General features: G+C 64.9%; 14 protein-coding genes and 1 other RNA gene. 9 read left to right on the top strand and 6 right to left on the bottom strand.

Translation table 11 applies throughout. From position 1 onward, the window contains the following. Positions 1 to 162: 162 nt before the first annotated feature. Together ACVOK8_RS15145 and ACVOK8_RS15140 are read left to right on the top strand one after the other, a co-directional pair. Entirely contained in the window at positions 163 to 1,119 is a 957-nt protein-coding gene (locus ACVOK8_RS15145; RefSeq protein WP_481567550.1) for a hypothetical protein, read from the top strand. Beyond that, positions 1,116 to 1,670, top strand: coding sequence for a GTP-binding protein (locus ACVOK8_RS15140; protein ID WP_481567553.1), 555 nt, complete (start codon positions 1,116 to 1,118; stop codon positions 1,668 to 1,670). The genes ACVOK8_RS15145 and ACVOK8_RS15140 overlap by 4 nt, the downstream gene beginning before the upstream one ends. 136 nt (positions 1,671 to 1,806) lie before the next feature. On the opposite strand, the gene ACVOK8_RS15135 is transcribed toward ACVOK8_RS15140, so the two are convergent. Genes ACVOK8_RS15135 through ACVOK8_RS15115 form a run of 5 tightly spaced genes read right to left on the bottom strand, consistent with a single transcriptional unit; the run spans position 1,807 to position 6,428 of the window. Continuing rightward, a complete protein-coding gene (locus ACVOK8_RS15135; RefSeq protein WP_481567549.1) occupies positions 1,807 to 3,189 on the bottom strand; it encodes an FAD-binding oxidoreductase in 1,383 nt (460 codons plus the stop codon). Between the two features lie 19 nt (positions 3,190 to 3,208). Next, on the bottom strand, positions 3,209 to 3,778 hold the full coding sequence (locus tag ACVOK8_RS15130; protein ID WP_481567548.1) for a TlpA disulfide reductase family protein: 570 nt from the start codon (positions 3,776 to 3,778) through the stop codon (positions 3,209 to 3,211). Positions 3,779 to 3,794: 16 nt separating this feature from the next. Next, complete coding sequence (locus ACVOK8_RS15125; protein ID WP_481567547.1) at positions 3,795 to 4,340, bottom strand: metal-dependent hydrolase; 546 nt, start codon at positions 4,338 to 4,340, stop codon at positions 3,795 to 3,797. After that, complete coding sequence (locus tag ACVOK8_RS15120; RefSeq protein WP_481567546.1) at positions 4,340 to 4,714, bottom strand: YraN family protein; 375 nt, start codon at positions 4,712 to 4,714, stop codon at positions 4,340 to 4,342. The genes ACVOK8_RS15125 and ACVOK8_RS15120 overlap by 1 nt, the downstream gene beginning before the upstream one ends. Next, positions 4,704 to 6,428: a penicillin-binding protein activator gene (locus ACVOK8_RS15115; protein WP_481567545.1), complete on the bottom strand. Its 1,725-nt coding sequence runs from the start codon at positions 6,426 to 6,428 to the stop codon at positions 4,704 to 4,706. Before ACVOK8_RS15115 ends, ACVOK8_RS15120 begins: the two co-directional genes overlap by 11 nt. Before the next feature lie 82 nt (positions 6,429 to 6,510). Here ACVOK8_RS15115 and rsmI point away from each other — a divergent pair, with 82 nt between their 5' ends. The 3 genes from rsmI to rnpB all read left to right on the top strand — a co-directional run bounded on the left by rsmI (position 6,511) and on the right by rnpB (position 8,485). Further along, positions 6,511 to 7,347, top strand: a complete 837-nt coding sequence (rsmI, locus tag ACVOK8_RS15110) for a 16S rRNA (cytidine(1402)-2'-O)-methyltransferase (RefSeq protein WP_481567544.1) — start codon at positions 6,511 to 6,513, stop codon at positions 7,345 to 7,347. Next, the gene (locus ACVOK8_RS15105) at positions 7,325 to 8,089 is read left to right on the top strand and encodes a hypothetical protein (protein ID WP_481567543.1); all 765 of its coding nucleotides are present in this window, start codon (positions 7,325 to 7,327) and stop codon (positions 8,087 to 8,089) included. Before rsmI ends, ACVOK8_RS15105 begins: the two co-directional genes overlap by 23 nt. A gap of 45 nt (positions 8,090 to 8,134) precedes the next feature. After that, positions 8,135 to 8,485, top strand: an RNA gene (gene rnpB, locus ACVOK8_RS15100) — RNase P RNA component class A. Positions 8,486 to 8,881: 396 nt separating this feature from the next. Here rnpB and ACVOK8_RS15095 read toward each other — a convergent pair. Then, complete coding sequence (locus tag ACVOK8_RS15095) at positions 8,882 to 9,658, bottom strand: NRDE family protein (RefSeq protein ID WP_481567542.1); 777 nt, start codon at positions 9,656 to 9,658, stop codon at positions 8,882 to 8,884. 328 nt (positions 9,659 to 9,986) lie between these two features. Here ACVOK8_RS15095 and mraZ point away from each other — a divergent pair, with 328 nt between their 5' ends. From mraZ to ACVOK8_RS15075, 4 genes are read left to right on the top strand one after another with little or no spacing between them, the layout of a single operon-like run. Continuing rightward, positions 9,987 to 10,433 carry a division/cell wall cluster transcriptional repressor MraZ gene (gene mraZ / locus ACVOK8_RS15090; RefSeq protein WP_057627453.1) on the top strand — a complete coding sequence of 149 codons (447 nt, stop codon included), beginning with the start codon at positions 9,987 to 9,989 and terminating at the stop codon, positions 10,431 to 10,433. Between the two features lie 14 nt (positions 10,434 to 10,447). Next, entirely contained in the window at positions 10,448 to 11,416 is a 969-nt protein-coding gene (gene rsmH, locus ACVOK8_RS15085; RefSeq protein WP_481567552.1) for a 16S rRNA (cytosine(1402)-N(4))-methyltransferase RsmH, read from the top strand. Further along, complete coding sequence (gene ftsL, locus ACVOK8_RS15080) at positions 11,413 to 11,676, top strand: cell division protein FtsL (protein WP_282266357.1); 264 nt, start codon at positions 11,413 to 11,415, stop codon at positions 11,674 to 11,676. Before rsmH ends, ftsL begins: the two co-directional genes overlap by 4 nt. Beyond that, complete coding sequence (locus ACVOK8_RS15075; RefSeq protein ID WP_481567541.1) at positions 11,673 to 13,535, top strand: peptidoglycan D,D-transpeptidase FtsI family protein; 1,863 nt, start codon at positions 11,673 to 11,675, stop codon at positions 13,533 to 13,535. The genes ftsL and ACVOK8_RS15075 overlap by 4 nt, the downstream gene beginning before the upstream one ends. Positions 13,536 to 13,543: the final 8 nt, after the last annotated feature.

Raw genomic sequence — 13,543 nt, 5'->3', positions numbered from 1 at the left:
CCCGCCCCCCCCGCCCCGCCCCCCCCTCGGGCGGCCCCCGCCCCCCCTGCTCCCGCCCGCCCCCCGCGTCCGCCTCCCCCCCGCGGCCCGGGCCCGCGCCCCCCCCCCCCCCCCCCCCCCCCCACGCCGGTAGCGCTTCGACTCACAGACTTGATCGACACCATGAGTGCACCCGCCCGCAAAATCTCTGCCGCCGTGATCGGCTGCCAGGGTTTGGATGTCCTGCACATGATGCGGCTGAAGGTTGCCAGCTCGTTGCTGATGGCCGAGTACATCCAGGCTGAGGTGCAGGAGTGGAATCACCAACAGGTGGATCTGCTGGTGGCATGCATTGATGACAGCAACGGCCAGCAGTTGCTGCGCGAAGCCAATCAGCAGGGCTTGCCGGTGTTGGCGGTCACGCGCACGATGCTGTCGGGTCTGACTATTCCGGGCGTGGCCTATGGCGCCAGCGTCCGCGATATTTTCCAGCAGCTACGACAGTTGCTGGTGGCGTCGGACAACAGTGGCGAGCGCTTCAAGCCACGCACGCTGTTCCGTAGCCTTGGCGACAGCAAGGGCAAGCCCAGTGTGCTGCATTTGGGCCTGGTCAAGCTGCTGATCGATGCCACGCAGACGCGGGTAACCCTGCTGCGTGATCTGCCCTATGAAAACTTCTTGAAGGCCGCTGCCGAACCGGGCTGGACCTTGTCCTTGCTGGGCAGTAACGAAGCGGTGGACGAAAGCATGGCCGATGCGGTCAGTGCCCATGCATTCGAGGACTTCTGTTGGCAGGCGGCGGCGCTTGCGCCTGAGCCCTTGTTGCAGCGGGAGACCGTAAACCCATGCCAGCTGCGCGGCTGGCCCGAGGTGGAAACCGGGAAATTGCCGGTGCAGTGGCTGCTGCCAATGGCGGCGATGATGATCCGACCGTGGCAGCCGGGCGAATTGGCGCAGGCGACCGGTACGTCGTTGGATGATATTGCCCGTATCATGGCCGCGGCGGCCTGTACTGGGCTGCTTGATGGCAGTGGCGCCGAGCTTGCTCCCGCGCAGGGTTCTGGCAACAAGGTGTCCGGTTTCTTCACACGTATCGCCAAGCGATTCGGGCTCAATTTTTCCAAGGGGCTTCAGGTCTGACGGCTATGGCAACCAAGTTGGTTTTTGTCGGTGAAATGGGTGCGGGTAAAACGACTGCGATCCGGTCTATCTCGGACATGGAACCGATCAGCACTGAAATGCCGATCAGCGACGATGCTGCGCTGGAAGCATTCGAAGATAAATCGCACACCACGGTGGCGCTGGACTACAGCTCCATTGAGCTGGGCGATGGTGAGCTGTTGCATGTCTATGGCGTGCCGGGCCAGGCCTACCTGGACTTCATGTGGCCGATCGTGGCCGAAGGTGCAATCGGCGTGATCGTACTTGTGAGCGCACTCAACCCGCGCGCGCTGCCAAGTACGTTGACACTGCTGGAGCGTTTCCGTGCCTTGGCACCGGATGCCTGTTTCGCCGTAGGCGTGACCTGCCAGGACCGTGAGCCTGATTTCAGCTTCAGCGAGTTCCGCAATGCCCTGGTCGGCGAAGGTCACCGCCTGCCGGTGATGTGGGTGGACGCCCGCGAGACCAGCCAAGTCGATTTCCTGATCAAGGCGCTGCTGTCCTGCCGCTACGCCGAAGCGATCGCCTGAGCCTGCTCTTTCGATTGTTGTAGGAGCGGTGTAAGCCGCGAAGCCACTGCAGTCCCAGGCCGCAGTTTCGTCGAGCTCTGAGAAATCTTCAGCTTCGCGGCTTACGCCGCTCCTGCAAAAGCCAGACTGCTCGATCCTACGCCTCCGGCAACACCTTGCCCGGATTGAGGATTCCGTCCGGATCCAGCGCCTGTTTGATCGCACGCATCGTCGCCAAGGTACCTGCAGAAAACGCCTGCGTCATGAAGTCGCGTTTGGCCAGGCCAATGCCGTGTTCCCCAGACAAGGTGCCGCCCAACTCCAGCGCCAATGCAAATACCTTCGGCAAAGCCGCGTGCGCACGCGCGTTCTCGTCGGCATCGTCAGGGTGATAAAGAATATTGACGTGCAGGTTGCCGTTGCCGGCATGACCAAAGGTCACGATCGGCAGCTCCGCCTGCGCTGACAATTGCTGCACGCCTTCCACCAGCGCCGGAATCTGCGACACCGGCACCACCACGTCTTCATTGATCTTGCCTGGCGCGATGGTCTTCAGCGCCGGCGACAGGGCGCGGCGCGCTGCCCACAGTTTGTCGCGCGCGCTGCCATCGGTGGCCACATCCAGCGCCAGCATGCCGTCGCCTTCAGCTGCTTCGGCCAAGGCATTCAATAGATAGGGCAGGGTGTCTTCGTCGCCATCGGCATCAATCAACAGCATCGCGCCGGCTTCTGGTACCTGCGCGCCGTTGTGACGCAACAACTGCAGGCTGCGTGCATCCATGAATTCCAGCGTGGTCGGCGTCACCGGCTGTGCCATCACCCGCGATACGGCAGCAGCGGCCGCTTCGGCATCGCGGTACAGCACGCGCAGACCGGCTTGGCTGCGCGGGCGCGGGGTCAGCTTGAGCGTGGCTTCAACAATCAGCGCCAGCGTGCCTTCGCTGCCGACCAGTAGATGGGTGAGGTCGTAGCCGGTGGAATCCTTGGTATAGGCGCCGCCGCATTGAATCAGCTCGCCGGTGCCGGTGACCGCAACCAGGCCAAGCACGTTGTCGCGGCTGGTGCCGTATTTCACCGCGCGTGGGCCGCCGGCATTGCAGGCCAGATTGCCGCCGATACTGCAGATATCCGCGCTGGAAGGGTCCGGTGGCCAGAACAGGCCATGCGGCATCAAGGCCTGTTGCAGGTCACCGTTGAGGACGCCGGGTTCGACCACCGCACAGCGATCACCGGGTTGTATCGCGACGATGCGATTCATGCGCGCGAAGGACAGTACGATGCCGCCGGCCGTGGGCACTGCAGCACCGGTAGTGCCGGTGCCGGTACCGCGACCGACCAGGGGCACGCCGTGTTCGCGGCAGGCGCGGACGATGGCTTGAACCTGTTCGCGTGTGCTTGGCAGGGCCACGCCTTGTGGCAAGGCATGTCGCCAAGAGTTGTCCTGCGCGTGGGCTGCGAGCGAGGTGGCGTCGGTGCGCCAGTCATCGCCCAGCAGCTGTGACAGGGTGTGCTTGAATGCGTCGGAAAGGGGCGTGTTCACCCGCCCATTCTAGGCCGTGTCATCCGCCGCCGTCGGTGTTGCTGTTCTGTGCCGGCCGCATGCGTACATTTTCTGGCAGCAGGGCCAGTACCTGCTCCAGAATCCCCGGCAGCGCCTGCTCTGAATAACCCTGATGAACCGCGTTGATGCGGCCCTCCTGGTCGAGTACGAACATCAAGGGGATGGCTTTCACCCCATAGGCCTCGGCGGCCTTGCCCTTGCTGTCGAGTACGTATTCCAGGTCGAGCTTCCGGTTGCGGCGGGCGAAGCCCACCACCTGCGCGCGCGGCTCGTCCCAGTTCACTGCGATGACCTCCAGCGCATCCTTGCCGATCACTCTCTGCATATGCGCCAGCACCGGCAGCTCGCGCATGCAGGGGCCACACCAGCTCGCCCAGAAGGTCATGATCACCACCTTGCCACGACGCTGCTGCAGCTCGACCACTTCGCCCGGCAGGTTCTTGCCAAGTGCAACCGGGGGCGGAAATTCGCCGGCGGTAGGGATAGCAGCGGCGAATGACTGAACTGACAGCAGCAACAGGCAGCAGGACAACAGCAGTCTGGAAGACTGCAGCAGGCGGTGGCGCATGGTTTCCCCCGGTGGCTCAGTCGTCGGCGCGGCGGCGCCAACCGTGGGGCGATTGAACCATCTTCCAGCCGACCACTGCCACCAGCAGCGGCAGCCATACCCAGCGCAGCTCGGACAGCACGGTCTGCAGGCCGCGTGCGCTGAAGAAATTGTTGGCGAAAGGCGACACGCGGATTGGCCGCCACGGTGCGAACAGACGCTGCTCACTCCACGGCCACCACAGTGCGACACCGAGGCCGCCGGAGGTCAGTGCATCCAGCAGAGGATGCGACAAGGCGCAGATCAAGACGAATGCAAAGGCCTGCTGGCGACTGGCGCGCAATGGCATGGCGAATGCGGTTGCAAGGGCCGCCAACAGGGTGGCAAACAACAGTGAGTGACTGGCGCCGCGATGACCAAAGCTATCTGCGTAGGGAATATTCAGGGCGAAGGCCAGCACATCGGCATCGGGCAGCATCGCTGCGGCAACGCCAGCACCCAGCAGGCGCGTGGAAACGCGCCCGCGCTCGCTGGCACACCACAGTGCAAGTGGGATCGCGGCATGGGTGAATATGCTTGGCATCAGCAGTCGTCGGCGCGGAAGGCGTCGCGTATCCAGTTCAGGCGCGGCGGTTCGCCACTGGCTTCAACCACGTCGAAGCGGCAGGGGCTGTTGGCCAGCGCGGGGTGTTGATTGAGGTAGAGCTGGGCAGCGCGGACCAGCTTGCGGCGCTTGCTGGCATCGATGGAGGCAGCGCCGCCACCAAACTGGGCGGAGCGGCGGTAACGTACTTCGACAAAGACCAGGCTGGCTGCTTCGCGGTCGTACATCACCAGATCCAGCTCGCCGCCGCGAAAGCGGACGTTGCTGGCCCGCCACTGCAGGCCAGATTTTTGCAGCAGTGCGCGGGCAGCGGCTTCCACCGCTGCACCGCGTTCGTTCTGCTCAGCGCCCATCACCGATGGCGACCGGGCGGCCAGTGCTGAAGGTCGACCAGGCCGGGGTGCGCAGCACGTTGCCGAAACCGTCCAGATGCAGGGTGCCGGTGGCGCCGCTGAGGCCGCCGCTGGTGCTGTTGGCCAGCTTCTCCATATAGGCGGTGATCTTCCAAGCATCGTAGCCGAAGGCAAACAGACGGCCGGCGCCGCCACGGGCGGTCGGCAGCGTGGTGGCGACCGCCGCGGCTGCAGGCAGGCCGGCAACGCCGCGGCTACTCCAGGCCTCGGTCGGGAAGGCGATGCCATCCAGGGCGACGTCGTCTTCGGCCTTGCCAGTGCCTGCGGTCAGCTGCGAGGTGCCGACACGGCTTACGCCGCTCAAACCGGCCAAGGCCAGCTGCGGTGCCAGTACGCGCGCCTGGTTGCCCTTGACCGCGAGCAGGATCGCGTCGATGCCGGTCGCCTGGCGCAGTTGTGCGGTGATGTCGGCCGGCACCTCGCCGACATTGATGGTCGCGGCAATCTTGCCGCCGCGTTCACTGAAACGTTCTTTGAAGGCGCCGCTGGAGCGGCGGCCAGCATCGTCACTGCTGGCGATCACCAGCACATTGCGGCGCTCGCGACCGAGCAGGTACTCGGCGGCCATCAGGCCATCGTCTTCCGGCGCCAGCGAGAAAGCTGCGCTGCCCGGCGGCGGCGTGTCCTTGCCGCGGTTCAGGGCGAGCAGGGGAACCGGCAGTTCGCTGCGGTGGAACAGCGCGTCAACCTCGTCGCGGCCGAGCGGGCCAACAATGAAGTCGACGCCGTTGCTGACGGCCTTGTCATAGGCTGCGCCGGCACCGCTGGCGGTGCCCTTGGTGTCGATGAAGTCGATCGACGGACGGCGGCGGCTTTCACCGTAGTAGCCGGCCAGCAGGCCGTCACGAACCGAAGCGCCAGCGGCAGCCAGGTTGCCGCTGAGTGGCAACAGCACCGCCATCTTTACCGGCGGGCGGTAGCCGTCGGCATCGGCGGCCGGGCGCTTGCTGGTATCCAGCTGCGAGGCGGTGTCGCGGTCGAACGGGCGCGGTAGCGGCAGGCCACGGCCGATCAGCGCGCGGCCAGCGTGGTTGTAGAGCGGGTCGCCGACCGGCAGCGCGGCGGCGCGGCTACTGAGGGTGGCGTCGTTCAGGCCGGCCAAAAGGCGGGTGATGGCACGCTGATTGTCATTGCGGGCCGTGCCGCTGAGCAGGGTGCCGCCGCGGGCGCGTTCGGCGGCGGCGGCAAAGGCGTCGCCGCTGGCTTCCAGCGCCTGCGCGCGGGCCAGGTACCAGCGCGCCTGCAGCGGTGCCGGCAGCGCTGCCGGGTTCTCGGTCAGCACCTGCAGCACGGTGGCCGGCTGTTTGTCGCTCAACGCCAGTTCGGCCTGCAGCAGGTTGAAGCGCTGGCGGGTGGCGCCGGACAGCTGGCGCGGCTGCACCTGTGCCATCAGCATGCGTGCACGCGCGCTGTCACCGGCCTCCTGCCAGGCAAAGGCGGCATCGGCCAGCAGCAAGCTCTTGCCGGCGCCGCGTACCAGCGCGGCCTGGGCTTCCAGCTGCTGTGCGGCGTCGCGCGGTTTGCCTTGTTCAAGCAGGGCGATGGCGGCCTGCTGGGCGGGGGAGCTGGTCGGGGCAACGCTGGTGGTGGCGCAGCCGACGAACAGCAGCATCGACAATGACAGGGCGGAAATCCGTGCGACTGGCTTGTTCATTTAAGGTCCGTTCGACAGGGCGCGGCAGTGCCGGGCGGGGGAAACGGTACGATTCTACCCTTGGCCCACGGAAATACCGATGATGAGTACTGCTGCTGCCACTTTGTATGTCGTTGCCACGCCGATCGGCAACCTCGCCGACCTGAGTCCGCGTGCGCAGGAGGTGCTGCGTTCGGTGGCCGCCATCTGCGCAGAAGACACCCGTCATACCGGTCAGTTGCTATCGCATTTCGGCATCAGCAAACCCCTGGTGGCGCTGCACGACCACAACGAAGAAGCGATGGCCGAGCGCGTTGTGGCGCGTTTGCTGGGCGGTGAATCGTTGGCGGTGGTCAGCGATGCCGGCACGCCGCTGGTCAGCGACCCGGGCTTCCGGCTGGTGCGCGCTGCGCGCGCGGCTGGGGTCAAGGTCAGTCCAATCCCAGGCGCCTGTGCGGCAATTGCCGCCTTGAGCGTGGCCGGTCTGCCCAGCGATCGCTTCGTGTTTGAAGGCTTCCTGCCGGCCAAGGGCGCGGCCCGGCGCGAGCGTTTGAACAAGTTGGCCGCTGAAACCGGCACTTTGGTGTTCTACGAATCCTCACATCGCATTGCCGAATCGCTGGCCGACATGGCCGGCGCGTTTGGTGGAGAGCGCCCGGCAGTGCTGGCGCGCGAACTGACCAAGCTGTTCGAGACCGTGCTCGATGGCAATCTGGATCAGCTGCTGGCCAAGGTGCTGGCTGACGATAACCAGCGCAAGGGCGAGTTCGTGGTGATGGTGCAGGGTGCAGGCGATGACGAAGAAGCCAAGATCGCCGAAGGCCGCCGCTTGTACGCCAAATTGAATGAACACCTGCCGCCTTCCACTGCCGCCAAGCTGGCGGCCGAACTGAGCGGCGCGCCGCGCAAGGCTTTGTATGGACAGGGCAGCAACGACTGAGGCGATGTGGGCGGCGGCTGATGCCGCCAGCCTGCGCCAGCAACTCGACCTGCGCGAGCATCCGTTGGCGGGCGGCACAGGGGCCGAGATCAAGACCCAACGCGAGCGCTGGATGATGGTGCGCTGGTTGACCGCCTGGGCGTCGGAGCTGGTCTATCCGCTGCGGGTGAGCAAGCGTGAAAGCCCGGATTTCATGCTGGACACCGGCAATGCACGGGTCGGCGTGGAATGCATGGAAGTGGTGCCGGAGGCCTTCAAGCAGGTGCAGGCCAAGTTGAACGGCATCAACTCCGGCTGGGTGCGACCCGTGGCGCAGCATCGCGCTGAAGAAGCGCGCGCCGAATGGGATAGCCCACTGCTGCGCCAGTTATTGGCTGACACGTATGAGGGTAGCCCGTGGTCTGGCGATGAGCCGGAACGGCTATGGGTGGAAGTAATGCGCTGGGCGGTGGAGAAGAAGCGCCAGGTGCTGCACAAGCCGGGCTACGCCCGCCAGTCGCGCAATGTGTTGTTGCTGTACGACAACTGGCCGTTGCCGGCTGTGGCTTTCGTCGAAGACGCCGATCCGGCGGTGCTGCGCAGCTGGGCGTTGGCGGCGTTGGATGAATTGTCGCGGCAATTGGTGGACAGCGGCGCACATGCGGACTTCCAGCAGATCGACATCCTGCATGAAGGCTGGTTGTTGTCGTTCACGGAAGACGGCGTGCGACCGCTGCGTTACCAACTGCTTGCAGCTGAATGAAATGATCGGCCGGTGTGGTGCTGGACGTGCGACAATACGCGCGGCGGAGTCGGCCAGACAGTCGCGTCATTCCTTCGGGAATGCCGAGGAAAGTCCGGGCTCCACAGGGCAAGGTGCCAGGTAACGCCTGGGCGGCGCAAGCCGACGGAAAGTGCAACAGGAAGATACCGCCGAACGGCCTTCGGGCGCGTGGTAAGGGTGAAATGGTGCGGTAAGAGCGCACCGCGAGTCTGGTAACAGACCGGCACGGCAAACCCCACCTGGAGCAAGACCAAATAGGGACCTAATGGCGTGGCCCGCGTCGGGTCCGGGTAGGTTGCTTGAGCGTTACGGTGACGTAGCGCCTAGAGGAATGACTGTCCACGACAAAACCCGGCTTATCGGCCGGCTCCGCCGCTTTCATCGCCTGGCGGGCGATGAAAGCCCCAAAGTTTTGCAGCGCAAAACTTTGGGCCCCGGGCCTCTGCCCTCCAATTCCCCGCGCCTGTCGGCGCGCCCCCTTTACTAAAGGGGGCTCTGGCTCTTCGGATTTAGTGCTTGGCTCGCTGCGCATCGTGGCGGGGAGAAGTGCGGCTGTAGCTTTTGCTTGGCTTCGGCTTCGGCTTCGGCTCTGGCTCTGGCCTTGGCTCCTGCCTTGCTGTGTTCTTTCCCTTCTCCCGCCTGCGGGGGAAGGTGCCCGGAGGGCGGATGGGGGGAGCTTTTGATCCTGCTTTGGCTGTGGGGCAAAGCCAAAGCCAAAGCCAAGGCACCCCTCCCTAACCCTCCCCTTCGCCTGCGGCGAAAGGGAGGGAACTAGGAGCCCAAGCCTTCTTTTCCAATCTCCACACGCGTCTCCCCCAGATACACGCCATCCGGTCCGAAACGGCGCTCGTGGATGAATCCCCCTCCATCCGTGCCGATCGCCACGATGGTGCTGGCGCGGGTGCCGTAGTCGGTTCCGCGTATGAAGGCGCTCGACAGCAATCGCTCCAGCTCCAGCGGAACGCCGGTAGCAGGTAGTTGTGCGTCCGCGGCCTGCCGCTCATCGGCCAGCGCAGCCCAAAGCGGCTCCAGGCCGTCATTCCCTGTGGCCAGCCATTCCTCAAGCACGCCCATCAGACGACGGGTCTTGGGCCAGGGCGCATCCGGTGCGCCGTTGGACATGCCGTGCACGCCTGGCGCCAGATCCTGTCGGGCCTGCGGATGGTTGCCCAGATAACTGCAGCTTTCAGCGTCGGCGACCAATAGATTGAACGGTGCAAACTCCGGCGCCCGGCTGGCCAGGTTGTCGGCATAGTCCTTGGCTGCCTGTCCGCCAGCCAAGTAGCTGGCGATCAGTTCGCCGCGCGAAGGTCCGCCTGCGGCTGCGCTTGGGTCTCGCACATTGGTGACCACGGCGGCTTGGCCATGCAGATTCACCCCCATCCAGCTGCCGCCGGAGCGCAGATCGCGGCCGGCGATCACGTTGTCGTAGGGCGATGGCCAGCGCTGCAACGGCGCGGTGGGGCGGGCGTGGAATTCGTCACGGTTGCCGGCCATGAGCAGGCGCCAATGCGGGTGGGTTTTCCAGGCGAGGGCGACAAGGCACATGCACGGAGTGTGCCGTTTTGCGCGGGTGCCAGCCAAGTGGGGCTGAATGGCGGCTGGGCTCAGGCTCCATTTTCACGCCACCTCTACACCACTGAATTTCATACAAATCTCAAAATTTGAAGTAAACCAGTAACTTGTGGATAAACCTTGAACAACTCTCTAAACATCGGCGCAAACCATTGATGCGGCACGTGATTTTGTGCGCGGAAAGTTGTTGACAACCCTAAGGCCGCTGCTAAGGTGGGCATCAGAGGGGAAACCGGGTTTTTTGTGGTTTTTCGTGGTTCAATAACTTCCCAAGCAAAACCAACGAACGGGTGCCATAGGCGTGTTCCAGGGTGAGACTGCCATCACGGTTGACGACAAGGGACGCATGGCGGTGCCAACCGCTTATCGCGACCTGGTCGCGCGTGCCAGCGGTAATCGCCTTGTGCTGACCTACAACCCGTTCGAAGCCGGTTGCTTGTGGTTGTACTCAGAGCAGGAGTGGGAGCGGGTGCGGGACGACGTAATGGCAAAGCCCAATACCCAGCGCGTAGTGCGCACCCTGCAGCAGAAGCTTGTCGGCTCGGCCGCCCATCTGGAACTGGATGGCAATGGCCGTATCAGCCTGCCGTCCAGTCACCGCAGCGCGGTGGGCATCGAGAAGAAAGCAGTGCTGATGGGCATGGGTGAAAAGTTTGAATTGTGGAGCGAGCAAGCGCATCGCGCACTGATCCAGCAGACGTTGTCTGACGAGGATCTGGGCGATGGGCTTCTCGATCTGAAGTTGTGAGCCGGGGTGCCCGGGTGCGCGGTGGAGCGCAGGCCGGTCACCCAACGGTGTCGCAGCCGCCGGCAGCTCACCTGCCGGTGCTGTACACCCAGGTCCTTGACGGCCTGAGGGTGATCGAAAACGGTACTTATCTGGATGGCACGTTCGGTCGTGGCGGTCACGCTGGTGGCGTGCTGCGCCAGCTCGGCCCGGACGGGCGCCTGCTGGTGATGGACAAGGACCCCGAAGCCATTGCCGTGGCCGAGCGCGACTTCGCGCCGGACGGCCGTGTCTCGATCTATCGCGGCAGCTTTGCTGATCTGCTGGACTGGAGCGAAACCGCTGCCGGTCTGGATGGCGTTCTGTTCGACCTGGGCGTGTCCTCGCCGCAGCTCGACGTGGCCGAGCGTGGTTTCAGCTTCGGCAAGGACGGCCCGCTGGACATGCGCATGGACCCGGACTCGGGCGAAAGCGCAGCGGATTGGTTGAACCGCGCCGAAGACCGCGAAATCGCCGACGTGCTGTTCACCTATGGCGATGAGCGCCAGAGCCGCCGCATTGCCCGTGCCATCGTTGCCCGTCGCGAGAAGCAGCCGTTCACGCGTACCGCTGAACTGGCCGAACTGATCGCCTCGGTGATGCCGCGTGGCAAGGACAAGATCCATCCGGCGACGCGCAGCTTCCAGGCCATCCGCATCCACATCAACCGCGAACTGGCCGACCTTGAAGCCGGTCTGGACGCGGCGATGGCGCGGCTCAAGCCCGGCGGCCGCTTGGCCGTGATCAGCTTCCACTCGCTGGAAGACCGCATCGTCAAGCAGTTCATGAACCGCCATGCCAAGGCGCCGCCGACCAATCGCCGGCTGCCGGAGCTGCAGGCCTTCGTGCCGACCCTGGAGCTGATCGGCGGTGCCATCAAGGCCGACGACGACGAGCTGGCGATGAACCCGCGCTCGCGCAGCGCGGTGCTGCGCGTGGCCCAGAAGTGCGAGGTGGCCGGATGAGCCGCCTGCTGTTGATCGTCCTGCTGGCGTGCACGATTGCCTCGGCAATCGGCGTGGTGTTCATGCGCCATCGCCACCGCCAACTGTTCGTCGAGCTGTCCAAGTTGGAACACGCGCGCGACGAGATCAACATCGAGTTCGGCCGTCTGCAGCTGGAGCAGGCGACCCTGGCCCAGGCCACGCGTGTGGACCAGGAGGCCCGTGGCCGCTTGGGCATGAAGTTCCCCGAGGCCGCTGACATCGTGGTGATCCGGCCATGAACAAGCCCAGCCGCAACCGTACCCGCACGCAGTTCAATCTGCGCACCCGCATGCTGATGGTTGGCGTGGGGCTGGGTCTGTGTGCGGTGACGCTGGTCGGTCGTGCCGCGTACGTGCAGCTGATCAACAACGATTTCTACCAGCGCGAAGGCGAAGCCCGCTTCCTGCGCGATGTGCCGATCCCGACCTCGCGCGGCATGATCACCGATCGCAACGGCGAGCCAGTAGCCGTGTCCACGCCCGTGGCTTCGATCTGGGTCAACCCGCAGGAACTGCTGCGCGCCCCGGAGCGTATTCCCGAGTTGGCACGCGCGCTGTCGCTGCCGGTGGACGAGCTGACCACCAAGCTGACCCAGAAGGCCGACAAGGAATTCATGTACCTGCGCCGCCGGATCAATCCGGACGTGGCCGAGCAGGTGGTCGCGCTGAAGATTCCGGGCGTTTTCTCGCAGCGCGAGTTCCGTCGCTATTACCCGCAGGGTGAGGCGATGGCGCACGTGCTGGGCTTCACCAATATCGATGATCTCGGCCAGGAAGGCCTGGAGCTGGCCTTCGACGAATGGTTGCGTGGCAAGCCGGGCGCCAAGCGCGTCATCCGTGACCGCAAGGGCGCGATCGTCGAGAGCATCGATCTGGTGCGTCCTGCCGAGCCGGGCAAGGATCTGACCCTGAGCATCGACCGCCGCATCCAGTTCCTGGCGATGCGCGAGCTGCGCAATGCGGTGACCACCAACAAGGCGGCTGGCGGTTCCATCGTGATCATGGATGTGGCCACCGGCGAAGTGATGGCCATGGCCAACCTGCCGACCTACAACCCGAATGCGGTCAGTGGCGCGACCCCGGACACGCGCCGCAACCGCGCTGTCACCGATCTGGTCGAGCCCGGCTCGACGATGAAGCCGCTGACCATTGCCACCGCGCTGCAGAACCACGTGGTCACCCCGGATACGGTCATCGACACCAATCCGGGCTATATGTCGCTGGGTCGTTACACCATCCGCGACGTGCCACGTAACAACGGCGTACTCAATGTCACCGGCGTGATCACCCGCAGCTCGAACATCGGTGCGGCCAAGATCGTGGCGCGCATTCCTGACCAGACCTTCTACGACTCGGTGCGTGGCTTCGGCTACGGCGTCGCCCCGAACAGCGGTTTCCCCGGCGAGTCGTCGGGTGTGGTTGCACGCCCGGGCAGCCCGAGCTGGTATGGCACCACCAAGACCACCATGTCCTACGGCTACGGCCTGTCGGTGACGCCGCTGCAGATCGCGCAGGCGTACTCGGCGCTGGCCAATGGTGGGCAGGTGATCCAGCCGACCTTCATCAAGGGCCAGCGCAACGAAGCACGCCAGGTCATCGACCCGGAAGTCGCGCGCGAAGTCGTGCGCATGATGGAAACCGTGGTCACCAACGGTGGCGCCAAGCAGGCGGCGATCCTCGGTTACCACGTGGCCGGCAAGACCGGCACCGCGCGCAAGAACGGCCCCAACGGTTACGAGCGCGGTCACTACAACCTGCTGTTCGCTGGTGTGGTGCCGGCAACCAATCCGCGCTACGCCGCGGTGATCGTGGTCAACGATCCGCAGGGCTCGCTGCAGTACGGTGGCCTGGTCTCCGCGCCGGTCTTCCATCACGTGATGGAAGGCACGCTGCGTTTGATGGACGTGCCGCCGGACGACATCCAGTCCTGGCTGGCCGCGCAGGCCGCAGGCAAGGTAGGAGGCAAGCCGGGCAGCAGTGCTGCGCCGCTGCCGATTCCGCAGGACCCGGACGAGGCGCCCAATGCCACCGCCGAATTTGATGCCGCACTGCCGACGGCCGTCGCTCCGACGCCTGCCGCCACGGAGGTGCGCCAGTGAGCCACACA

The organism is Stenotrophomonas sp. STEN083 (assembly GCF_056759195.1).
Note: the sequence above shows the minus strand (reverse complement) of the source record. Positions and strands in the feature narration are given on the sequence as shown.